We start from the raw sequence: 23,908 nt of genomic DNA on the forward strand, positions 1-23,908 counted from the left end.
CATTACAGTCTCTCTCATCAGGCCGGAGCGCATATGGGGACACCCGTGCTGCTCCGGTTTTTCCTGTGTTTTACCTGTTTCTTAATGGAATCTTAAAAAGTAATTGTGCTTTTTTATACTTTCTTAAGGTTTGGAATTCTGTTTTCTGGTAAAGTTGTAGAAAGACAGGCACCACCTATATTGAAGGGAGTCATTAATTATAATGGACAAAAAAGATTTCAATGAAAATGAAAAGCTAGAAAACGGCATTACGCCGGAAGAGAACGACGCTTCTGTGAGTACTCCGGAAGAAGTTATTGAACCTGCCGGAACAGCCCCTGTACCGCAGGAACCTGTACGAACAGCTCCAAGAGTTGAAGAAAGCGTTCCCGTGATGAACAAAGTCGGCGGCGGCGGTACTCCTCCTTCCTCACCTGCTCCATCCGGCGGCGGCAAAGGCTGGATGATTGCATCGCTCGTACTGGCAGCGGCGCTAATCGTAGTGCTGATTGTACAGCCTTTCAAGAAAGATGACAGCAAAGTTGCCGTTGCTTCCGTGAACGGAACAGACATCACCAAAGCGCAGCTGTATGATAAATTGGTTGAAGCCGGCGGGGAATCCACCCTGCAAAACCTGATTACCACCACACTGGTGGGCCAGGAAGCCAAGAAAGCCAACATTAAGGTTACCGATGCAGACATCAATGAAGAGATCGAGAACCTCAAAACCCAGTTCGGCGGCGAGGAAGCTCTGAATAACGCTCTGCAGCAGAGCTCGATGACCATTGAAGACCTGAAGAAGCAAATGCCGCTCCAGGTTGAAATCCGCAAGCTGGTAGAACCAAAGGTAACGGTTACCGATGATGAAATCTCCAAATATTTCGAAGAAAACAAAGCGAAATACAATCAGGAGGAAGAAGTTCGTGCTTCCCACATCCTGGTGAAGACCAAGGAAGAAGCGGATGCAATCGTTAAGCAGCTCAAAGACGGCGGGGACTTCGCCGCACTGGCTAAAGAAAAATCCGCTGACACCGGCTCCAAGGACAAAGGCGGCGATCTGGACTTCTTCAAACGCGGTGACATGGTTGCTGAATTCTCCGATGCAGCCTTCAAGCTGAAGGTTGGCGAAACCAGCGGCGCTGTGAAATCCGATTACGGCTACCACATCATCAAGGTGACTGACCGCAAGGAAGCCAAAGAATATACACTGGCCGAGAAGAAAGACGAAATCAAGAAGACACTGATGTCACAGAAGGTATCCGAGATGTCCGCTACCTGGCTCGCTGATCTGAACAAGAATGCCAAAATCACGAATACTTTGACCGATAAACCGGATGCATCTGCTACTCCGGCAGCCAGTGAAGCTCCTGCTGCTGCAACAGAAGCTCCTGCAACGAAATAACTCTGTTGATGGACAAGCTAGTTATACAAAGAGGACAGGCGGATAACCGCTTGTCCTCTTTGCTTATGTCCAGATGGACGCCTTACCAGCGGAGTCCACGCTGAACGGTCAGTGATCCTTTTTGCGGATCTGCCTATCGTGATTCTCGCCCCACTCCTTGGCTTGTGCAGTGGCAATGGCGATGGCCCGCCCCTCCTCGTAGCCTTCTTCCAGCAGGGCGTTGGCAATCTCCACCGCCTTGTTGCGAACGGGGGCCATGAAGTTCTTCAGTGAATCCGGGTAGTTATCTTTATCCCATGGCATTATAAAAAACCTCCTTGAACGGGCTATATTCATAATTAGCCGGATCAGGGAGGTTCTAAACTGCTTATCGCAGGGTTTCCTTACTTGATTACCTTCACACGTTCTTCAATCGGCTGGAATTCCTTCTCGCCTGGAGGGGTTAAGATGTTGCCGAATGGCATCTGGGCAATCAGCTTCCAGTCCGCAGCAATACCGAAGGTCTCCTTCACTTCATCATCGATCAGCGGGTTATAGTGCTGAAGGGATGCTCCCAGACCTTCTTCGGCGAAGGCAGTCCATACTACGTATTGCAGAATCCCTGAGGATTGGTTGGACCAGATCGGGAAGTTCTCAGCATACAGTGCAAAGTTCTCCTGCAGGTGCTTCACCACTGCCTGATCTTCGTAGAAGAGCACAGTGCCGTAACCGGCCTTGAAGGAGGACAGCTTCTGAGCCGTGCCTTCGAATTGTTCAGTAGGAACGATCTTACGCAGGGTTTCTGCAGTAATATCCCACAGCTTATCATGTTGTTCGCCCAGCAATACTACAGCTCTGGAGCTTTGCGAGTTGAAGGAAGTTGGGCTATGTAGAACAGCCTCTTCTACAATCTTCTGAATTTGTTCATCAGAGATTGGGGATTCTTTACTGATGGCGTATATGGAACGTCTGCCTTTTACCGCTTCAAAAAAAGTCTTAGACATAAAATAACTACCTCCATTTAATTAAGTAACTTACTTTTTTTAATCATAACACTGTTCCGGTCTGAATACAACACATCATTCACAAGTTTTTCCTGTACCAGCGCTTTATTTTGTATATCCGCTCTTAGTGTCGCTGAATTGCCTTCAATTATGCACCTTCCACTATTTTCTATAAGCTATTATAGAGGTTTAGAAACAACGGCTAACATATCGTATATACAACCCCCTCATAAATAAGCTACAATGGTTCAGCCAAAAATACAGAAAGAAGGTTAAGCCATGCGCACCTCTCTTCATAACCGCACAACCCATGCGGTAAAGCTCACCTTAATGATGCTCCTCTCCTCCATCCTCATCCTCAGCGGGTGTGAAGACTCCGCTTCTTCTGCCTTGAACGCTGTTCCAGCAGTTGCTGAGGCCGTGACCCCTGCTATAGAACCCGGAGAACCTGTATCCTTCTGGGTCGCCACCGATACGCATTATCTGGACAAATCCCTGGAGGACGGCGGTCAGGCCTTTCAGACCTATGTCACAGGCGGCGATGGCAAAATGCTTCCTTACAGCGATGAGCTGACCGAAGCACTGGTCCGGGATGTGGAACAGAACAAGCCGGCTTTTCTCATTCTGAGCGGAGATCTCACCAATAACGGGGAAGCGGACAGTCATCAGGAGCTGGCTGCGAAGCTGCACCGGATGGAGGCTGCCGGAACCCGCGTCTACGTCATTCCCGGCAACCATGATATCAACAACCCCTGGGCCAGATCGTTCGACGGTGACAAGCAGATCGTTGCCAAGCATATTAATGTAGAGGATTTCCTGCGCATCTATGACGATTTCGGATATAACGAGGCGGTCTCGCGGGATGCGGACAGCTTAAGCTATGTGGTGAAGGCCGCTCCGGGCCTGTGGCTGCTAATGCTTGATAGTGCCCAGTATGCACATAACGAAGAATATAATTTTCCGCAGACCGACGGGCGCCTGCTGCCGTCCACCCTTGCCTGGATCGATGACAATGTGAAGCTGGCCGCTCAGGAGCATGCTTCGATTATTACAGTGATGCATCATAATCTGCTGAGCCATACTTCCATGGCCGTATCCGGTTTCAAGCTCAACAACAGCCAGGAGACGATGAAGGCTTTTCGCAAGAGTGGGCTAAACCTGGTATTATCCGGGCATATTCATATGCAGGATATCCGCCGCGATCCTCCGGAAGCCTCGATAGATCCGGCCTTGCCTGTCTATGATATTGCTACAAGCGCCATGGCGGTGAATCCGCACCAGTACGGCAGAATGACCTTCGATCCCGCTTCACGGGCCGTGACCTACCACACCGCTCAAGTAGATGTTGACGGCTGGGCCAAGGCCAACCACAAGACCGATCCGCACCTGCTGAACTTCAAAGCGTATGCGGAGCAGATTTTCGCAGAGAACTTCTATGACAAAGCGATGAACCGGCTGAAGGAGAGCAGCTTCACGGAGGCGCAGAAGCAGTCGATGGCTGAGGTGATGTCGAAGCTGAACGTGAAGTATTTTGCCGGGAACGCTGCTGATTCGCTGGAGGAGATCCGGGCGATGCCGGGATTCAAGCTGTGGGAGAGTATGGAGGGCGGCTTCATGTCGGGATATATCCGCAGTATGGCAGAGCATGCAGAAGTGAGCAATACCTCGCTGGAGATGGTTCTGACTACACAATAGCAGACAGCAAAGCCTCCCTTCCGGTATACGAAAGAGAGGCTTGTTCCAGGTTTAAGCTTCTATAAACTGGAGCGCACAGTGAGTATGACGATCGGCAATTCCTCTGGCAAGCTGCTGGTCAGGGAACCCTCGGTGAACTAACTTCAACCCGCCTGAAATTAATGAGAGATGATGATGGAACTTATAGAACCGCTTCCGGTTCTCATCGAGTGGAGCATCGTTCAGATAGCGGTAGTGCTCCCCAAAACGCATCTCCAGAAAGCTGTGCTCGTGTTCAATATCATAGAATTCGGCTCCTTCAATATCAATCAGGCAAGGCTCCAGCTGATCCGTAACGATCACATGGTTGGGGCCAAGCTCCCCGTGAATGAATCCGTAGCTGTTGCGGGGTGCTATCTTAGACTCCAGGCTGTATAGCTGCTCGAGCAGTTTTCCTTGATTCTTGCGGATGGCTTCCACATGCTCTGCGGCGTAAGATAGCTGTTCTATCCCATTGTATAATTGATGCAGATGACATTGTATGTTGTTAGGCGTAGTTTCACTCGGTTTGCCATAGGTTCTGCTCTGAATCCTATGCATGGCGTGAATCATCTCTCCCAGCTGCCGGAAGACTTTATTCTGAACCTTGTTATCGGGATGTTGGAAATACACCTCGGCATCTTGTCCGGCAGCATATTCAACCAGCGCATAATCGAAATCGTACCGGTCTCTGTCCCTGTTCAGATCATAGAGTAATGGCGTACGGATTGCATGCTCCGTCAGGAACCTGTTATTGCTCTCAAATAATTCGCTCCCGTAGGACTCAGCATGTATATTATGATTAACGATTTCTTCTTGGAAATAATTCATGGCAAGATCCCACACATACAGAATACAGGAGAAGCCATTGCTGAAGTCGAGCTTATAGACCACCTTCTGGGCACCGCCCTCCATCTTACTGACCTTAGCGACGGTATAACGCGTACCGAAGACCTTCTCCACATACTCCTGCAACGCAGCAGCCTCCAGATGACAATGAAATTTCAAGTAACCACACTCCGCTTCTTCTTGTATTGCCGGCTACTCCACTCTATTCCATTCCCGGAGAAAAATATAGACTGTTTCTTTGCGTTCTGTTATTATGTTGAATTAGGTCTTGGAAAAAGTCGGCATACATAATCCCCCAGCATTACGCCCCTCTAGGTTGCACCCCACGTAGGGAGCATTCCATGAGTTATACGCTTAAGTCACCACCCGATCACCATTCCACCCGCCGCACCGGCTACTACAACCATCCAGGGCGGCAAGCAGGATTCTGTAAAAATCGGCATTTAAGGAGTCAGCTTGACACTATCCAGCCGGTCGATCAGCTTACGAAGACCAGCTTCATCCGCTCCATACGGGCGGACATCCTCTCCAAGCAGCTTATCCACCTCTTCTCTGGCGAACGTGAAGCTGTAAGTTATCCCTTCATCCGCAAGTGAGTAATTAATAATATCCGCGTTATCAATCAGGGTGAACAGCAGGACCGAATTCTTCAGGAGAGGGTCCCGGCTTAACGCCTGAAGCTCATCGTTCCACATTCCCTTAATATCGTTCACTGTATAATTGATGGTTAACTCATACGGCCGGGAGCCGGTTGTCAGTTCAATGCCTGCCCTCTCTAGTCCTTGCGGCAGCGGCATTGCACCAAGCTGCGCTGTGACCTTGCTGGCGTCGCCAATATACTTTGTCTTGCTCTCCAGCAGCTGATCCACCGTATAACCGGAATATAACAGCTGCGACGGATGCTGCACAGGCTTGGGATTAGCGGTACATCCAATCAGCAGGATCACAAGAACGAGGGTAAAAGCGGCCACACTCCCCGAGGTCGGCTGGCGGTAAGCAAGAATATGCTTAATCCGTGCCTTTACACTGCTCTCTCCAAAAGCCAGCGGACTGCCGGTCATAAGACCGCTCCGGCGGGCTGAGAAGCCAAGCAGGGAGCCTGAGTAACTGCTTTTAACCTGCGGACCCAGCTTCCGGATCACCGCTTCATCGCAGGACATCTCCATATCCTTGCTCATGAGCACAAAAGACAGCCACATCAGCGGATTGAACCAATGGAGAATGACCAGCAGGAACATCAGCGGCTTGATCAGGTAATCCCGCCGGTTAATATGAGTCTGCTCGTGCAGCAGGATATGGGACAGCTCCTGTTCACTCATCCCGGCCGGGATGTAGATCCTTGGCTTCCAGAAGCCGAATACGAATGGAGTCATGATCTGGTCCGTCTCAAAGACATGCCCCTTCACAATTGTTGCTGTACGGACACTGCGCATGACTCTCAGGTAAGAGATCACGCTGTACAGCAGCAGGACTATAACACCTGTCAGCCAGATCATACTGCCGGCCCACAGGATGACTTGCACAGGATTCACGCTTGCCGACGGTGCTACCGGCGGAAACAGACTGTTCCACAGGCTTCCTGCTGAATCTGTTCCGGTGTCCAATGCAGGCTGCGCTTGCTTCCCTATATGCTGCGGAACGAATTGCAGCTGCCCTGTGCCGGGCGAGCCTGCAGGCCGCCCTGCCAGCCTCAGGATACTGAAGCTTGAAGTGAAGCTGACGGGCAGGATCAGCCTGATCATTACAGCTGACCACAGGATATAGGAGAAAATCTTGGGCGCGCGCCGCAGCAGGACTCTTGCCAGCATGACGGCCACGGCTACATAACTGGCTGTAACGCTCATATTCAGAATGCTGATCCACAGGTCCGTCATCGGGAGGCCTCCTCGATAATCCTTTTCAGCTCCGCCGCTTCCTTCGCGGACAATTTCTTATCCCCGAGAAAAGCAGTCAAAAACTGCGGCAACGACCCGCCAAAGGCTTTGTCCACTACCGTCTGGCTCTCATGCCGCTGCGCCTCCGACTTCGGGATGATAGCTGTGACCGTGGCCCCCTCGTTTCTGAGAATTCCCCGCTCACATAGCTTTCTCAATACGGTATAGGTCGTGGACTTCTTCCAGCCCAGTTCCGAGAGACTCAGCTTCACCAGCTCTGTAGAGTTAATCGGCTCATGATCCCAGATCAGGCAAGCGAATTTATATTCGGCATCAAATAATTTGTATGGCTCCATCCTCTTCACTCCTTATAAGTTTATTGCAGTAGACCTAATGATGTTAAGTCTATTGCAATAAACCTATATTGTCAAGGCAAGACCGGTAACTCCCACAGAACAAAATGCCTGCGGCATCCCCATTGTGGTCGGTTTTTCGACCACATCCGGCCCACACGCCTCTGCCGCACCGAATGTAGTCGGTTTTTCGACCATATCCGGCCCACACGCCTCCGCCGCACTGAATGTAGTCGGTTTTTCGACCACATCCGGGCCACACGCCTCTGCCGCACCGAATGTAGTCGGTTTTTCGACCATATCCAGCCCACACGCCTCTGACGCACCGAATGTAGTCGGTTTTTCGACCATATCCGGCCCACACGCCTCCGCCCAATGTGTTCGGTTTTTCGACCACATCCGGCCCACACGCCTCTGACGCACCGAATGTGGTCGGTTTTTCGACCACATCCGGCCCAGATGACCACGCGCTGTCCATGTGTCCGGTGAAATCCTATTACTGATCCAGAATATGATCCTGCCGATGCTCCAAGACACCGGACGAAAATCATAATTTCCTATTCAACAAAAAAACCGGAACCGCCTGATTGCTCAGGGGTCCCGGTTTGTTGACTATAATGGTACTTCTTACGGACGTTCAATCCAGATATAGCCGTCATCATCTACTTCAACCGTAGCATGCAGGCCTTCAGCCAATACACGCAGCGGCACATTAGCATCTCCGTACTCATCTACGAATACTGCTAACGGAAGCTTCACGGTCTTGCCGGCAATTTGTGCCTGCGCGGAACCGATTTTGAATACGAGCTGATCGCCGTATACATCGTCAGTTACTTTGATCGATTTGTTAGGTCCATCCCACTCTACCTTGGCATCCAGATCCTCTGCGACATAGCGCAGCGGTACATAGGTAGTGCCATTCTTCACGACCGGATAATAGTAATCGTCATCCGGTGCGATCATCAGGCTCTTGGAGGTAATTGCCATCTCCTCTTTGAGCAGCTTATAAACGGATGAATTGGCATCGAAGTTTCTCAGCGTTTCCCCTGGAGTAAGGTCACCCTTGGAATAATCAATTGCACCCACGGTGCTGATTGGATCAGCCGTTACCGGACCGTTCACATTCCAGGTCTCGGACACCAGCTTCATGCTGATGCTCTGCAGCGGCAGATATTCATCGGCCGGAAGAGCAACATTGAAGTCGATGTTCTGTTTGCGGACATGGAAGCCGTTATCAACGAAGATATCCGCAGTCAGCTTCGTATCCTTGCCGAGAACAGTCTTGAGTTCAGGGGTCGATTCATAGAGGTTCTCCAGTTGCTTGTCATAGACGAGCAGGAGAGCATCCACAGCCAGCTTGGCTGCATCATGCACTACGGTGACTACCCCTTCTTTGTCTTCCAGCGGAATATCGCCCAGACCGATGCTGTTCAGATCTTCAGCTCTGTCTTTGATGAGCGGATACATGTAATCATATAGACCGCTAATCAGAGCGGTGAAGCCTTCGGTATCCTTCGACACAGATCTCAGGAAGCTCTTAAGCAATACCGGAAGCTCTTCCCCTGTAATTTCCGTATGTAGCTTCGTCAAGCTGGTTGGCTGGCCGTATACGGATTCATTAACGGATGTCACTGTGATCGCACCCGGATTCGGAAGATTCTTGATCACAAACTGGGAGGCCAGCTTAGTGAATTCCAAGGTCTTGGCCGGATCGGTTGCTTCCAGACCGAGCAACATTTCATTGCTCTGAAGCGGCATGTAGAACGGCTGCTTCGCGCCTTCAGCGGTGAAGACCAGGTTCTTCTGGTCGGTGAAGAGGGAGAAAGGTATCTTGAACTCCTTGTAACCCACAACTCCCGTGGCCGAGACGTTGCCGTTATCCTGAACCTTCACATGGCCGAGCGTGAGCGATAAGGAATTAATAAGATCAATAACTTCCTTGTCCTCTGCGGTGATACCTGCTGCAGGAACAGCGTTCAGGGTCATCGTAGTGCTGGATTCAGAGGATTTGACATCCAGATCCCCCAGCAGTGCCTTATTGACATCGAAGCCGCCAACGGCTTGGCAGCCTGACAGAATCAGCAGCAGGGCGAGAATCGGCACCAGCCATTTGGTTCTTGCTTTCATTTTCTTCATAGCATGTCTCCTCTAGCTCATAATTTGGCAACGTACCCATCATCTCAGAGGAGCATGGATTTGTAAATACAGCACCTGGAAATGATGAACCCTCATACGCTAAATAAACTCCGCCATTCTATAAATACCCATTCTTTGAAAAAGAGAAACTTTACCAACGCAAGTATTGCTAAATGGGCCGGATAAAAGCACCACCAGACCCAGCGCGGCAGACGCTTCTTCTCCAGCAGCACCCAAAAACCCGGAGTCAGCGCAATCAGAAGGGTCGGAATAATGCTGGCCATCTGCACCAGCCAATTATAATAGAACAGATAGAATACATTCAGCGCCAAATGTGCCAGCACCAGCACGTAAGAACGGGTATAACGGAAGATCAGCACCAGCAGCAGGCCGTACGCGTTGTAGTCGAGCGGCAAAGCATCCATCAGCAGCACAGCCACGGCTACTACCGGAATACCCGTCCACAGATTCGGCAGCTTATCAAGCAGGGCAAGGACCAGCGCTGAGATCAGCAGGGTGAATACGACGTTCCAGCCTCCCGGATGAATCGCCAGATTGTACGGAATCTGTGCCAGCACAGCGATGACGAGCAGCCGCCGGAAATAGCGGGGTCTGGAGGAGGTATGGATATAGCCTTGCGCCAGCGCGTAGCAGTAGATCGGAAAGGCAATTCTCCCCACATATCTCCAGGCAAGCTCACCCGGGAAAAAGATCAGGCCGACATGGTCAATCAGCATGGTCAGCATGGCAATAATCTGCATCTGTAGCCTCCTGTTACGTTCATGAAATATAAAGCACCTTAGGTGCTATTATCCATGTCAAAGGCAGATGCTGCAAGCTATGCGGGAGAACTTGTACGACAGGCAAGCCGGAGCCGCTCCCTCTGGAGCAGTTCCGGCCCATTTTATCCTAATATCAGGCTGTCTTCGACTTGTTATAGATATCAAAGCCTACGGCAAGCAGCAGCACCAGTCCCTTGATCCCCTGCTGCCAGTCTACGCCGAGGCCGACGAGCGACATGCCGTTGTTCATGACGCCCATGACCAGACCGCCGATGATGGCGCCGACCACAGTTCCGATTCCCCCCGACGCGGAGGCTCCGCCGATGAAGCAGGCAGCGATAGCATCCAGCTCGAAGTTCGTACCGGCCTTAGGGGTAGCCGAGTTCAGGCGGGCCGCGAAGACCAGACCGGAAAGGGCAGCGAGTACACCCATGTTGACGAATACCCAGAAGGTCACCCGTTTGGTTTTGACGCCGGAGAGGCTTGCCGCCTTCTCATTGCCGCCCAGGGCATAGATATGCCGCCCCATGGTCATGTGGTTCATGACGAAGGAGTACATCACAATCAGCACCATCAGAATGACAAGAATGTTAGGAATCCCGTTATATTGTGCCAGAACATAGGTGAACAGGTTGATGACAACCACCAGCGCAGCGGCTTTGGCAACGGACATCCAGATTGGAGACCGCTCAAAACCGTACTTCACGGTGATCCGGCGGCTGCGGATTTCCTGATAGATCACCAGCAGCGACAATAGGACGCCGATGATCAGGGTCAGCACATTCAGCGAGCCCCCGCTAGCGACATCGGGAATGAACCCGGAGCTGATCTTCTGAAACGTCTTCGGGAAAGGCGCAATCGACTGCCCGTTCAGCACGATCATCGTCAGGCCCCGGAACAGCAGCATGCCCGCCAGGGTCACGATGAACGCCGGGATTTTGACATAAGCGACCCAGAAGCCTTGCCAGGCCCCGACCAGCGCGCCCATCAGCAGCGAGATGACTACGGCCAGCACCGGATTCAGCTCCATATCCACCATCATAATGGCCGACAGGGCACCGATGAAGGCAGCTACCGAGCCGACCGAGAGGTCGATATGCCCAGTGATGATTACCAGCACCATCCCGATAGCCAGCACCAGTATGTAGCTGTTCTGCAGAATGAGATTGGTCACGTTCAGCGGCTTCAGCAGAATGCCGTCGGTCAGAATTTGAAAGAACACCGAAATAAAAATCAAGGCAATGATCATGCCGTATTGGCGGATATTTTTTTTGAACAGTTCACTAATGGCTCCCATGCGGTGTTACCCCCTGCTTCGTGTCATAAATTTCATCAAAAGCTCCTGCGTGGCGTCCTTCCGCTCCACTTCCCCGCTGATCCGCCCTTCACACATGGTGTAGATCCGGTCGCACATCCCGATAATTTCCGGCAGCTCGGAAGAGATGACCAGCACGCCCTTCCCCTCTGCGGCAAGACTGTTGATGATGGAATAGATTTCGTATTTGGCCCCGACATCGATGCCCCGCGTAGGCTCATCGAGGATCAGCACATCCGGCTGGGCGTAGATCCATTTGCTGAGTACCACCTTCTGCTGGTTGCCGCCGCTGAGATTCACGGTTTTTTGCAGGATGCTGGGGGTCTTGATGTTCAGCTTCTTGCGGTATTCCTCTGCGACCAGTACCTCCTCGTTCTCATTAATGACGCCATGACGGGAGAGCTTCTTCAGGCTGCTGAGCGAGATGTTCCGCTTGATATCGTCGATCAGGATCAGGCCGTAATGCTTGCGGTCCTCGGTTACGTAGGCTAACCCATGCTCTATCGCCTGGCTGATGTTATTCAGGTGTACCTCCTTGCCGTGCATAAAAGTCTGGCCGCTGATCCGCTTGCCATAGGACTTGCCGAACACACTCATCGCCAGCTCCGTGCGCCCTGCACCCATCAGCCCGGCAATGCCGACCACCTCACCCCGCCGGATGTGGAGATTGATCTGATCCAGCATTTTGCGGTCCGCCTGGGTCTCATGATAGACATTCCAGTCCCGGATCTCGAAGATCGTCTCGCCCGGATCCGGTGTACGCTCAGGGTAACGGTTCGTCAGATCACGCCCGACCATGCCTTTGATAATGACATCCTCTGTAACGGCATCCTGCTTCATATCCAGGGTCTTGATGGTCTGTCCATCCCGCAGAATCGTGACGGAATCCGCTATTTTCTCGATTTCGTTCAATTTGTGGGAAATGATAATCGAGGATATCCCCTGCTTCTTCAGCTCCAGAATGAGCAACAGCAGGTTCTCGCTATCATCCTCATTCAGCGCCGCTGTCGGTTCGTCGAGAATGAGCAGCTTCACTTCCTTGGAGAGCGCCTTCGCGATCTCTACAAGCTGCTGCTTGCCGACACCTATCGTAGAGACTCCTGTAAACGGCGATTCCTTGAGGCCGACGGTCGTTAGCAGCGCCTTGGTCTTGACCGTCGTTTCGTTCCAGTTGATCACCCCGCGTCTGGCCTGTTCATTGCCGAGGAAGATGTTCTCCGAAATCGACAAATACGGAATCAGCGCCAGCTCCTGATGGATAATGACGATCCCCAGGCCCTCGCTGTCCTTGATATCCTTGAACTGGCATACCTGCCCCTGGTAATAGATATCCCCTTCATACGTCCCGTGCGGATACACTCCGCTAAGCACCTTCATCAGCGTGGACTTGCCTGCCCCATTCTCTCCGCAGAGGGCGTGGATCTCGCCTGCCTTCACCTGCAGATTGACTGACGAGAGCGCTTTGACGCCGGGGAATGTCTTGGTGATGCCTTTCATCTCCAAAATAATTTCACTCATATGCCTCTCACCCAGCTTTCCTTGTGACTGTGCAGCGGTTCTCCGGCGGATTTTTTCGTTGTTCAATGCCGCCGGGAAACCGCGAGAAATTGCTGCGGATTATTATTGTCCGAGCTGCTCTTTGGTGTAGTACCCGCCGTCCACCAGCACTTTATCCACGTTGGCCGCATCCACAGAGACCGGCTCAAGCAGGTAGGACGGGACGATTTTGACACCATTGTCGTAGGTAGTGGTATCGTTGACTTCGGCTTCGGTCCCCTTCAGCACACTCTCCGTCATCTCCACTGCCTTCTTGGCCAGCTCGCGGGTATCCTTGAATACTGTCTGGGTCTGCTCTCCGGCCAGAATGGACTTCACGGAAGCCAGCTCGGCGTCCTGTCCGGTAACCACCGGAAGCTTCTTGTCACCGGAGCCGTAGCCTACGCCCTTGAGCGAAGACAGGATACCAATGCTGATGCCATCGTATGGAGACAAGACAGCGTCCAGATTATCGCCCGCATAGTTCGCACTCAGCAGGTTATCCATCCGTGACTGGGCGGCAGCTCCGTCCCAGCGCAACGTAGCTACCTTATCCATCGTAAGCTGCTTGCTGCGGACCACCAGTTTACCGGAATCAATGTAAGGCTTCAGAATCGACATGGCGCCATCGAAGAAGAAGTAGGCATTGTTGTCATCCGGCGATCCGCCGAACAGCTCGATGTTGAACGGGCCTTTGCCGTCCTTCAGGCCAAGCTTCTCTTCAATGTAAGAGCCTTGCAGCACACCCACCTTGAAATTATCGAAGGTCGCATAATAGTCTACGAATTCACTTTTTTTGATCAGACGGTCATAAGCGATCACCTTAACGTTGGCGTCATGCGCCTTCTGCAGCACATCCGTCAGCGCCTCGCCGTCAATTGAAGCGATTACAATCGCGTTCACACCTTTGGTGATCATGTTCTCAATCTGCGAGACCTGATTCTCGACGACATCCTCCGCATATTGCAGATCCGTCCCGTAGCCCAGCTTCTCGAACTCCTTGACCATGTTGTTGCCGTCATTCACCCAGCGCTCCGAAGATTTGGTCGGCATCGCAATGCCCACCTTGCCCTTCGATGTGTCCCCGCCGCCGGAAGAGCTGCCAGCGCTGCTGGATGAATTACCACTGTTGCCGCATGCAGATAAGATGAGTACCAGTGTTAGCAGAAGCGTGATCATTGAATATTTTTTCATTCCTGCACTACCCCCTGAACTATTCTGATGTCTTCCACAGGTATTCCCGTGTGACAAATCGAGTATAGCAACCGGGGGCAGGTGCCGTATTTACACTGAGGCTACTGTTTTTGTGAAATTTCAACTTTATATATATAAAAAGGAATGCGTCGCGCCTATAGATGGCTGCTGAAGCATTCCCCCACTGTTAATTCAGTATCTTCAGTTACTTGCGTACCTCAGCCTGCACCCCTTTACGGAACTGCAGCGGTGCCACTCCAGTCTGCTTCTTGAAGGCTGTGCTGAAATAATGCTGGGTCTCGTAGCCTGACTGCTCCGCCACCTCGTTAATACTGAGGTCGGTGGAATGCAGAAGCTGGGCGGCCCGGCGGATGCGGGTCTGGGTCAGATACGCGCCGAAGGATTCACCCACCTCCTGCTTGAACAGGCGGCTCAGATAGACCGGGGAGGCTTGAAGCAGGCCTGCTGTGGCCTCCAGGGTAAGCCCGTATTCGCTGTAATGCTCCTGGATATGCTGCTTCGCCCGGCGGACGAGCGGGGACAGCGGCTGCTCCTTGACCAGCGCCATCCGGCAGCTCCGGTAGGCGGCGGCCAGCTCTGTAATCTCGCCCTGGATCGGCCGGGTGCCGACTTCAACGGCGATTTTGAGATGGCTGCGCACTGCGGCCTCCACTCCGGCCAGGATGCGCTCCCCTGCGGCATCCCACAGCAGGATAACGATCAATCCGGCGGCGTCCCGGAACATCACCTTAGGATACGGGTCCAAAAGCTCGGAGGCGATATTCTCTATGGCGAATAAGAAGAGCTGCCGCTCCTTCTCCTTCATCGCCGGATGCTGGCCCTCCCACCTCCAGCGGATGATGCCGATCAGCTCCGGCCGCTGCGGCGGAAGCTTGAGGAATTGCAGCTGCTCCCGGATCTCCGCCTGGCTCAGATTACCGTCCAGCCATTCCTGGCAGAAGCGCTCGCGCAGCAGCGGGAAGTTCTTCATCAGCTGCCGGGAAGCCTGCTCCAGATGCTGGCTCTGCTGCCGCTCGGACTCCAGCTCATCGCGGACACCCCGCAGCACCTGCATCAATTGCTTCGGTTCCGCAGGCTTGAGAATATAATCATTCACCTGCAGCCGGATCGACTCCTGCGCATAAGCGAATTCATCGTGGCCGGTGATTACAATAATCTTACAGCCGGGCAGCGCTTCCCGCAGCCGCTTCATCAGCTCCATGCCATGCATAATCGGCATGTTCAGGTCCACCAGGGCGATATGGATGGCATGCTCCACAGCCAGCTCCAGCGCCTGCTCCCCGTCTTCTGCCTCTGCCGTCACCTCCATACCCAGGCTATCCCAGTCCACGCATTGCCGGATGCCCTCCCGGATAATGCGCTCATCATCGGCAATGATTACTTTCCATTTGTCCATCATGTACAGATCATCCTCCTCTATCCTATTGCTTCTCTGGGTAACTCTCACGAACAACCGGATGACGCACCGTTACAAGAGTTCCCTGACCCGGCCCGCTCTCTATCTGGATACCGTACGGCGCTCCATAGGTCAGCCTGATCCGCGCCTGCACATTCAATATGCCGTAGCCGCTTCCTGCGGTGCCTGTTACAGCTATTTCCGTCTCCGGGCGCTCCAGTTCTTCTGTACCTACCGCTTCAAGCCGCCGCCTGAGCTCCTTCAGCTTATCTGCAGACATCCCTGCACCATCATCGCGAACAGTAAGAGACAGGTCGTTGTCCCGTTCCACGACTGCAATGGAGAGGTGTCCGAGGCCGCGCCGCTCCTTGATGCCGTGATAGATCGCGTTCTCCACCATCGGCTGCAGCAGCAGCTTAAGCACATACAGCTCCTGTAAGTGCGGCTCCACTTCAATGGAATACGTCAGCTTCGTGCTATAACGGACATGCTGAATTTTCAGATAGCTGACGATATGCTCCAGCTCATCGGAGAGCGGTATGATATCGCTCCCTTTGCTTAAGCCCAGCCGGAACAGCCTGGAGAGGGACTGGACGACCTCGGCGATATCCTCCGCTCCCTTGCTGCGGGCCATCCAGTGAATCGTATCCAGCGTATTGTACAGAAAATGCGGCTTGATATGCGCCTGGAGACTGCGCAGCTCCGCCTCACGCTTTTGCCGCGCCTGAAGCTCGGTCAGGGATAGCAGCCGGCCAATCTGGGCCAGCATCGTATTGAAGCTGCGGCCGAGCAGCCCGATCTCATCGGAACGGCTGCCCCAGTAGCGGATCGTCAGATCGCCGGACTGCGCCTTGCTCATGAAGGAAGCCAGCTGGCCGATAGGACGGGAGATCGAATAGGCCAGATAGAACGATGCGGTCATGCCCAGCATACAGACTACAAATACAAAGGTAACAACATTGAACGTAATCTCGCGGATTCCATAAGCCGATTCATCCATCGGGAACACGCCCATCGTGGTCCAGCCGGTAAACGGCGAGGTCCGGTAGATCAGCTGAAGCTTGCGGCCGTCTACTGTCTCCGAGGTAATGCCCGAGGACTCGGTGAACAGACCTGCCGGGATGGTACGCATTAAAGGATGCTGCGGCGCGTAGATCATCTCTCCGCGATTGTCCACCACTGTCAGATATCCGGTTTTGCCGAGCGTGACATCTCTAGCCGTCTCCGCGATCACCCGCAGCTTCAGATCCACCAGCACCACGCCCTGGACCACCTGCGTCTCAGGATTCACAATGGCCCTTACAGCAGAGACTACCTCACTCTCCTTATAGTCCACATGGGACCTGACCGCACGGCCATACGAATGCCCGACGATCAGGAAGATCCCCTTATTCTCTGCCGCCTGCTTGTACCAGCTCTCCTCCGTCAGCCGGGTACCGGAACGGGTATACATCTCGTTGCTGATGAAATCGCCTTCACGGTTGACCAGCATGATGCCTGCTATCTCGGAGCTGAGTGTGGTAAAGCCCTGCAGAAATTTGCGGATATTGTACTCCGCCGATTCCCCATTGCCCGCTGCGGGGTCCGGCTGTGCCGGAGCCGGTGACGCCCCCTTCAGGAACTTCTGGACGCCCGGATCGAACGAGATCAGGTATGTAATTTTCTGCAGATTCTCCACATCACTCTCTATGGCCGTATTCACCTTGCGGATGAGCTGCATCGTGTTCTCGGTGCTCTGCTCCTCCACGATCCGGTCCACCGTCCAGCCAATCAACAGCCCCAGTCCAATAGAAGGCAGAATGCTAATCAGCAAAAAGTGAATAATCAGCTTATAGCGGATTGGCATATTATTCAGCTTCAGCTTCTCCATGCTCACGCCGGCCTTGCGCATCACAGGCTCCCCCTCTGCCGCCTATTTGGCATAATAATTGTCCACATTCTGCCGCGTGACCACATCAATTCCGGTATCTACAGAATCGGGGACAGGCAGGGGCTTGTTATTGGCATAGGCCTCAGGGTCAGCCTCCAGATCACGGTGCAGATGAAACAACTGGGTCAGCGACCAGTAGCCCATATTCCAGGTGCCCTGCGCCATGGTTGCGGCAATCTTGCCTTCCTTCACCAGATCGAGTGTGCCTTTATCCGTATCGAAGCTGATAATCTGCGGGACCGGTCCGCTGCCAGGGGCGGCTTCCACGGCTTCCGCAACCCCGATACCGCCATTACTTTCCGTGGCAAAAATCCCTGCCAGCTGCGGATAACGCACCAGCAGCTGCTCGGCAGCCTCCCTGGAGGCCACCTGATCTCCCCGCCCATCCTTGACCGCCACCAGCTTCATCTGCGGGTACTTGCTGCGGATGGTATCCGTGAAGCCGTCCGTCCGCTCCTGGTGATTATGCTGATCCGGTGTGGTGATAATGGCGACCTCGCCCTTGCCCCCGGTCAGCTCGGCCATCTTATGCGCCGCCTTCGTTCCGGCATTATAATTGTCCGTTCCCAGGAAGGAATACGCCTTGCTGCCCTCCGCTCCCGAATCAAACAGCACTACCGGAATGCCGCTCTCCACAGCCTTGTTAATCGTCGCTGTAAGCAGCTTGGAATTCACGGCCGAGATGGCAATTCCCGCCGGCTTCTTGGCGATGGTCTGCTCCAGCACCGTCATCTGTTCACTCGCGTTATGCTGGGTAGAGCCGTGATACTCGACGGATACATTAAGCTCCTCTGCGGCATCCTCGAAGCCCTTCAGCACACTTTTCCAGTAATCAATGCCGATCTGGAACGTAACCATCACATATTTGTCCTCAATATTACCGCGCAGTCCGGTAGTCTCCCACGGGTCTGCCGCCTTTCCCTGCTGCTTGTAATTCAGCACGTAGAGCACGAAGATGCCGATTAACAGCACATAGACGAGCCACAGCTTTTTCACATATGTAACCCCTTTCATTACAATGAATGCCGAAGGCCCACAGGCCCCAGGTTCTTCCATCTATGACCAATCTAGTCTACTGGCTTGGCAGCCGTTCCGTCAATTACGTTACAGAGCCTATAGATAAAGATCGTTATCTGCTACGACATTTTATGTCGTACCGATTGTTCTATACTGGACAAGTACCATCAATTCAATGAAACGAGGATTACAAGAATGTCAAAAACCAAACGCGGACGGGTTCTCTGGACCCTCCCTTCCCGCGGACGCGGCACCTGCCCGGTCTGCGGGTCCACCCGGATCAAGCTGCTCTACACCAAAATAAAATCCGACGGCACCGCCCTAAAGGTCTGCAAGCGCTGCGACAAAGCCACGCAGGTTAGAGTGGACGCAGCAACCAAGTAAGGCGATACAGGGATGTCTGCCCTGCTTCATGCTTCGTGCATGGGAGCAGGGAGCATCCTTGTTTTCTTATTCAGGGAAGTTGTCCCGCTGGTCTTCATAATCATCAGGAGCTATACTGAAAGCTACTGAAAGGAGCGGGAGGAGCAGCATGAGCCATATTCACCGGATTCAGTGGTTTGACCAGCAGGTCCGCCAGCTGGCGTATCCGAACAGCAGCAAGCTGGCGGAGCAGTTCGAGATTTCAGGTCGCCAGGCCCAGCGGGATATTGAATACCTGACAGAATCGCTGCGGGCTCCGCTCCGGTATGTGGCGAAGCAGCGCGGATATATATACGAGGACAACAGCTTCGTGCTGCCTCATCTGTACATTACGGACGAGGAACAGCGGGTGCTTAAATATCTGGCTTACCGGTATAGCCACTATGATTATGAGAATGCCCAGAGTATACGCAAGGTCGGGGGGCTGCTGGAGCGCTTCACGGAGCAGCCTCTTACGGACAGGGAGCTTAAGCTGCCTGTCTTTGAAGTGAATGCCCACCGCATACAGATGATGGAGATGCTGGAGCAGGCGATCTCGGCCCGCAGGGTGGTCCATGTTCTCTACTGTGCCGGGCAGGACACTTCGCAGGAGCTGTATCTCTGCCCTTTGCGGCTAAGCCGGCGGGTGGAGGAAGATTATCTGGAGGCCGCTATGGAGGGCGATGGCCGGAGTGAGTATTTCAGCCTGTCCGGCATCCGTCAGTTAACACTTACCGGCAGGGTCTTCACAGCCGGTGAAGACGGCCCTGCGGCACCGGCGGAGCAGACCAGACCCTTGAAGCCGTTCACGGCGAGAATACGTATTAACCAAGTACCTCAGGACAGCTCATGGGGTGGTTATCGGCTCCGTGCTGCTGCTGAGGATGTCTACGAAGTTGATTTTTATGATACCAGCGCGTTCATTGCACATCTGCTCCACTCGGAGTGGAGTGCCCTCCTGTCTCCCAAATGGCTGAAGGACAAGCTCCGCAGCATCTGTGAGGTTGCAGTGAGACGGCTGGATGAACAGGAGAATGAACAGTGAGCAAGCGATCCAGCGTAATTCTTGTCGTTCAGATGAAGCGTGAATCCAAATCTTTTACCGATGCGCTCTATGCCGTAGTGACTGCCGCCGGTTTATTCGAGGGTCCGAAATTCATGCTCTCCGGGCTAAGCGGCATGGCCTTCAAATTCACCGTACACGAGAAGCTCCTCCCCTTATCCGTTACGGCTTATGGGCAGTGGGGCACAGAGCATAGTGCGGCCGCCGATAACCTCGGCATCTTCTTCCAATATGACGGCGGAAGAACCAGACATGATTCGTTCGGGGAGTATCAACGGATCGCCATTGACAATGTCAAGCAGAGTCTGGACCGCGGCCGGGCCTGCATCTACTGGATACCGGAATTCGGCGTGATTCATGGTTATGATGAGGATGACCGGGTGTTCTATGTACAGGATGGCTGGTCCGGTGAGACGCAGGTTGTGCTGTATGATAACTTCGGCCTGAACTTCACGCCCTTCTGGGACTGTATGTATATCGGAGAGCGTGTGAAGATTCCGCTGCAGGATGCTGTACTGGAGTCGCTGCGGCTTGCGCTGGAGGATTGGGAGACTCCTCACAAAACACTTCCTGACTTAAGCCTCGGTTCAGGCCGCCTGGCCTACAGCTTCCTGATCCGGGCGCTTCAGCAGGGCGGATTCGACAGCTACGGCGCTATTTACATCCTTGAATCGTACATGACTTCACGGACCGAGATCTCCGCTTATCTGCGGGAGGTTCAGTCCGTATTGCCGGGTCTTAAGGAAGTCAGCCGCTTGTATGATGAGCTGGCGGAGGAGCTGGCCGGCCCGATGGCTGCTGCAATCCAGAAGGAGAATGGGAGCAAGCTGCTGAACCAGGAACAGCTTCCTTCCCTCTGCTCTGCTTTGGAGAAGGCCTTGGAGCTGGAGGAGCGGGCCATGCAATTGGTTCGGATAATTTCAGAACAGTACCCGGACCGGAAACGGTCCACACTGCCGAGATGGGGGGCGCATACCGCACGATGAGTGATTATCATAACAAACAAGCTTCACCCGCTACGGATCAGCAGCGTGTGCCGCTCTCTTCTTCTTTTGCAGATGCCATGCACCAGGTCCTCTCGGCCAAAGGCTGGTTCAGCCTGCCCGTCCATATGCTGTCCGGCATGACGGCCTTATGTTTCCGCCTGTCCGTGCACAGGCAGCTTCACCCGGATTCAGCTACAGCTTATAACTGGGCGGCTGAACATTTCGTAGCGGCAGATCTGATCGGCCTTATCGCCATGCAGGGTGCAGGCTTTAACTTCAGCCCTACCTTCCCTCTCTATCAGAAGCAGGCCATTGCGGCAATCCGTCAATCACTTAAGCAGGGCACCGGGGTGGTCTGCTGGAAGGACCGGTTCGTAGTGATTACCCGCTGTGATGATCAGCAGCAGCTCTTTTATTACAAGGAGCTGAATTCAGCCGCTGAGCACGAACTGCCTTACGAGCAGCTTGGGAGGAATGATTCACCTTATTGGTACGGCCAGATCTATGAAGGTCAGGTCCCAAAAGATAGGCTTCAGGTAATCAGAGAGTCCTTCATTCAAGCGGTGTACAAGGCAGAGGTTCATGATCCGATGCTGCCGGAATCGCAATATGCCTGCGGCCTTAAGGCCTATGATGCCATGCTTGAGGCCTTGGCGGACGGGAACTATGATGCTGCCGGAGCCTATGAGACGCTGACCTTCTATGCAGGAATGAAACAGGATACGGCAGCCTACGCATGGGAAGCCAGCCTGTACTGGCCCGAACTTGAAGGGATTGCTGAACATTATACGGCTCTGGCCGCTGTCTATAATGAAATTACAGACGCTCTTAACGAGAGGCCCGTACAAGCTGCAGAGGCTCCATGTTCCATTAATGCTGAGGGCCTGATTCCGCTCCTCCGGGAAGCGAAGCGTATCGAGACCGCAGCGATCCAGTCCATTCGTCTGCTGCTGCGGGAGCCGATTGAGAACCGCTTCCATGATGTGGGGCTGCGCTAAGCCACGGCGGAGTGCTCAGAACATCAGCGACTCCGCATATTTCTCCCCTTCCAGCAGGTCATATTCGACCAGACGGTAGTCATCCAGCAGCGCCTGCTGCTCAGGGGTCAGCTCCTGCAGAATTCCGGTATCGCCCGGCCCGATTAGCACCTTCTTGCTAAGTCCCGGAATTTCCGCCCGTACCTGCTCCAGCAGCTTATAAAAGGCCGGCAGCGTCTGCCCGGATAACCGGAAGACCGCAGGGCCGAGAAAGGCCGGGCTAAGCGTCCCGAGCGGCTCTTTCCCGATCTCAAAGTTAGCGAGTACCAACAGCTTCGTCTCATGCTTCAGCCTTGGCTCCTGATCCCAGCCTGCTGCGGTATAGATCCCGGCGCTGAGCGCAGGCAGATGATCTCCCCAGAACACCGCGATGGTGGGCCGCTTGATCTTCAGCAGCTCCTGCTGGAGATAAGCCATGGCCTCGTCTGTCAGCTTGGTATCCTGCACATAAGTCTCCAGCTCATCCTTCTGCTCTGGCAGTCCGCCTTGAACGGTGATGGTATTCGGTCCGTTCAGGCCTTTGGTGAAAGGAAAATGATTCTGCATCGTCACCAGATGCAGGAATGCCGGGCCCGATGCCTCTTGAAGCTGCTGGACCGCCTCCTGTACAGCTGCTTTATCCGAGACATACCCCTCTGGAGTCAGGCGGTCAGCGTCCGGCAGATCCTTCTCACTTGTGAAGCGGTCGAACCCCAGCACCGGATAGACACGGTTACGGTTATAGAAGGTATCATCGAACGGATGCAGCGCCAGTGCCTCATACCCTCTGTCCTTCAGAATACTGACGATCGACGGCAGGGAGGACATTTTGACGATGCGCTGTTGATAAGGAATCGTTCCATCCCCCAGAAAATACATCGACAGCCCGGTCAGGGCCTCGAACTCCACATTAGCCGTATTGCCGCCGAATTCCGGGGACAGCAAATAACCGGACGGCGTCTGGCCCGCCACCCCATGGATGAACTTCAGCGGATCTTCGCTAAGCGTATATCCGGGCAGGCGCGTAGGGTCGAAGAACGCCTCATTCATCATAAACAGAATGTTCGGCTGCTCCCCTGGCGTGGCCTGTACCGGTGCCTCCGGCAATGCTGAATAATTGGCAGCTACCGCTTCAACCGCTTCGCGGCTGTAGCCCTCCGGCTTGTCCATCAGGCTCTGCCGCAAATTCCCGGCGAACGCATAGACGAACCCGTTCTGCGTATAATTCACCTTCTGGTTCCAGAAGATGTTCTGATAGCTCATTGCTGCAACGACAGGAGATTGACCGGTGACCAGCACAAGAAACCACGCGCTTAGCCCCACAGATATTCCTGCCAGCGTCACGCGCAAGGACAGTCTGATCCGGTTCTTCGGCAGCTTAATAATCACAAGGACCAGACCGGCAACCACCAGAACAGCGGTCCCTATAGCAAACGGAGAGATCATCCCGCTGGTAATCTTGCTCATTCCTTCGGCATTCTTCAGCAGCATCAGATCCCACGGAAACAGCGGTTCGCCTCTCGTAGCCAGCTTCTGATCACTGGCAATCCCCAGCAGCACGAACAGCGCCGAGACCACCGCCGGCCCCGCATACGCATTCGGCACAATCACTGAGCTTAAGAGCAGGATGAAGAAAATAAACAGACTTCCGGTACAATACAGCCAAGGATAAGCGCCAACCCACTCCAATGCATGAAGCACATCCATCCGAAAAGAAGCAGCCTGCAAAAACAAATTCAGCCCAAATCCCACAGCCAGCAAAATGATCAATAAATACGACAAACGCTTCGATGGCAATAACCGCGACAAGTGCATTCACTCCTAACTGTTAAAGGAGTAGTATACGCCTTTTAGCTTAAAACCGCCTTAAAATTCAGTAGCCAAATGGGCACAACGCCAAAAAAAGAGCAGCATCCAAACATCAGACACTGCTCTTCTCTCTTTTCTATTCTCATCCCAGC

21 protein-coding genes are annotated in these 23,908 nt (G+C 53.4%); 6 read left to right on the forward strand and 15 right to left on the reverse strand.

All coding sequences use genetic code 11. The features are described from left to right. Nucleotides 1-202 precede the first annotated feature (202 nt). Complete coding sequence (locus NSS64_RS14870) at nt 203-1,381, forward strand: peptidylprolyl isomerase (RefSeq protein WP_340941279.1); 1,179 nt, start codon at nt 203-205, stop codon at nt 1,379-1,381. Between the two features lie 108 nt (nt 1,382-1,489). Here NSS64_RS14870 and NSS64_RS14875 read toward each other — a convergent pair whose 3' ends face one another. Together NSS64_RS14875 and NSS64_RS14880 are read right to left on the reverse strand one after the other, a co-directional pair. Further along, nucleotides 1,490-1,684 carry a DUF2188 domain-containing protein gene (locus NSS64_RS14875; RefSeq protein WP_341140605.1) on the reverse strand — a complete coding sequence of 65 codons (195 nt, stop codon included), beginning with the start codon at nt 1,682-1,684 and terminating at the stop codon, nt 1,490-1,492. An 80-nt stretch (nt 1,685-1,764) separates the two neighbouring features. Next, nucleotides 1,765-2,364, reverse strand: coding sequence for a nitroreductase family protein (locus tag NSS64_RS14880; protein WP_036729316.1), 600 nt, complete (start codon nt 2,362-2,364; stop codon nt 1,765-1,767). Between the two features lie 279 nt (nt 2,365-2,643). Here NSS64_RS14880 and NSS64_RS14885 point away from each other — a divergent pair, with 279 nt between their 5' ends. Then, a complete protein-coding gene (locus NSS64_RS14885; RefSeq protein WP_341140606.1) occupies nt 2,644-4,059 on the forward strand; it encodes a metallophosphoesterase in 1,416 nt (471 codons plus the stop codon). A gap of 51 nt (nt 4,060-4,110) precedes the next feature. Here NSS64_RS14885 and NSS64_RS14890 read toward each other — a convergent pair whose 3' ends face one another. The 12 genes from NSS64_RS14890 to NSS64_RS14945 form a co-directional block, all read right to left on the reverse strand. Further along, the gene (locus NSS64_RS14890) at nt 4,111-5,040 is read right to left on the reverse strand and encodes a phosphotransferase (RefSeq protein ID WP_341142819.1); all 930 of its coding nucleotides are present in this window, start codon (nt 5,038-5,040) and stop codon (nt 4,111-4,113) included. Nucleotides 5,041-5,369: 329 nt separating this feature from the next. Then, the gene (locus tag NSS64_RS14895) at nt 5,370-6,800 is read right to left on the reverse strand and encodes a M56 family metallopeptidase (protein ID WP_341140607.1); all 1,431 of its coding nucleotides are present in this window, start codon (nt 6,798-6,800) and stop codon (nt 5,370-5,372) included. Then, the gene (locus NSS64_RS14900) at nt 6,797-7,156 is read right to left on the reverse strand and encodes a BlaI/MecI/CopY family transcriptional regulator (protein WP_341140608.1); all 360 of its coding nucleotides are present in this window, start codon (nt 7,154-7,156) and stop codon (nt 6,797-6,799) included. Before NSS64_RS14900 ends, NSS64_RS14895 begins: the two co-directional genes overlap by 4 nt. A gap of 63 nt (nt 7,157-7,219) precedes the next feature. Then, nucleotides 7,220-7,552 carry a hypothetical protein gene (locus tag NSS64_RS14905; protein ID WP_341140609.1) on the reverse strand — a complete coding sequence of 111 codons (333 nt, stop codon included), beginning with the start codon at nt 7,550-7,552 and terminating at the stop codon, nt 7,220-7,222. Between the two features lie 228 nt (nt 7,553-7,780). Beyond that, a complete protein-coding gene (locus NSS64_RS14910) occupies nt 7,781-9,289 on the reverse strand; it encodes a copper amine oxidase N-terminal domain-containing protein (RefSeq protein ID WP_340992604.1) in 1,509 nt (502 codons plus the stop codon). 92 nt (nt 9,290-9,381) lie between these two features. Then, nucleotides 9,382-10,050, reverse strand: coding sequence for a TraX family protein (locus NSS64_RS14915; protein WP_340992603.1), 669 nt, complete (start codon nt 10,048-10,050; stop codon nt 9,382-9,384). Nucleotides 10,051-10,204: 154 nt separating this feature from the next. After that, nucleotides 10,205-11,368, reverse strand: coding sequence for a multiple monosaccharide ABC transporter permease (gene mmsB / locus NSS64_RS14920; RefSeq protein WP_341140610.1), 1,164 nt, complete (start codon nt 11,366-11,368; stop codon nt 10,205-10,207). 6 nt (nt 11,369-11,374) lie between these two features. Then, the gene (mmsA, locus tag NSS64_RS14925; RefSeq protein WP_341140611.1) at nt 11,375-12,904 is read right to left on the reverse strand and encodes a multiple monosaccharide ABC transporter ATP-binding protein; all 1,530 of its coding nucleotides are present in this window, start codon (nt 12,902-12,904) and stop codon (nt 11,375-11,377) included. Nucleotides 12,905-13,006: 102 nt separating this feature from the next. Next, nucleotides 13,007-14,116 (reverse strand): multiple monosaccharide ABC transporter substrate-binding protein, encoded by a 1,110-nt coding sequence (gene chvE, locus NSS64_RS14930; protein ID WP_341140612.1) that lies wholly within the window; start codon nt 14,114-14,116, stop codon nt 13,007-13,009. Nucleotides 14,117-14,321: 205 nt separating this feature from the next. Next, nucleotides 14,322-15,536 carry a response regulator gene (locus NSS64_RS14935; protein WP_341140613.1) on the reverse strand — a complete coding sequence of 405 codons (1,215 nt, stop codon included), beginning with the start codon at nt 15,534-15,536 and terminating at the stop codon, nt 14,322-14,324. 22 nt (nt 15,537-15,558) lie between these two features. Beyond that, on the reverse strand, nt 15,559-17,424 hold the full coding sequence (locus NSS64_RS14940; RefSeq protein ID WP_341140614.1) for a cache domain-containing sensor histidine kinase: 1,866 nt from the start codon (nt 17,422-17,424) through the stop codon (nt 15,559-15,561). A 21-nt stretch (nt 17,425-17,445) separates the two neighbouring features. Then, entirely contained in the window at nt 17,446-18,459 is a 1,014-nt protein-coding gene (locus NSS64_RS14945; protein ID WP_341140615.1) for a substrate-binding domain-containing protein, read from the reverse strand. Nucleotides 18,460-18,675: 216 nt separating this feature from the next. On the opposite strand from NSS64_RS14945, the gene NSS64_RS14950 reads away from it, so the two are divergent. The 4 genes from NSS64_RS14950 to NSS64_RS14965 all read left to right on the forward strand — a co-directional run bounded on the left by NSS64_RS14950 (nt 18,676) and on the right by NSS64_RS14965 (nt 21,929). Beyond that, nucleotides 18,676-18,864 carry a hypothetical protein gene (locus NSS64_RS14950; RefSeq protein WP_340941297.1) on the forward strand — a complete coding sequence of 63 codons (189 nt, stop codon included), beginning with the start codon at nt 18,676-18,678 and terminating at the stop codon, nt 18,862-18,864. A 148-nt stretch (nt 18,865-19,012) separates the two neighbouring features. After that, on the forward strand, nt 19,013-19,927 hold the full coding sequence (locus tag NSS64_RS14955; protein WP_341140616.1) for a helix-turn-helix transcriptional regulator: 915 nt from the start codon (nt 19,013-19,015) through the stop codon (nt 19,925-19,927). Beyond that, nucleotides 19,924-20,931, forward strand: coding sequence for a hypothetical protein (locus NSS64_RS14960; RefSeq protein ID WP_341140617.1), 1,008 nt, complete (start codon nt 19,924-19,926; stop codon nt 20,929-20,931). The genes NSS64_RS14955 and NSS64_RS14960 overlap by 4 nt, the downstream gene beginning before the upstream one ends. After that, entirely contained in the window at nt 20,928-21,929 is a 1,002-nt protein-coding gene (locus NSS64_RS14965) for a hypothetical protein (RefSeq protein WP_341140618.1), read from the forward strand. The genes NSS64_RS14960 and NSS64_RS14965 overlap by 4 nt, the downstream gene beginning before the upstream one ends. Nucleotides 21,930-21,944: 15 nt before the next feature. Here the strand turns inward: NSS64_RS14965 and NSS64_RS14970 are convergent, their stop codons facing one another. Next, on the reverse strand, nt 21,945-23,756 hold the full coding sequence (locus tag NSS64_RS14970; protein ID WP_341140619.1) for an LTA synthase family protein: 1,812 nt from the start codon (nt 23,754-23,756) through the stop codon (nt 21,945-21,947). Nucleotides 23,757-23,908: the final 152 nt, after the last annotated feature.

It is taken from the genome of Paenibacillus sp. FSL H8-0122 (genome assembly GCF_038005345.1).
Classification (GTDB): Bacteria; Bacillota; Bacilli; order Paenibacillales; family Paenibacillaceae; genus Paenibacillus_AQ.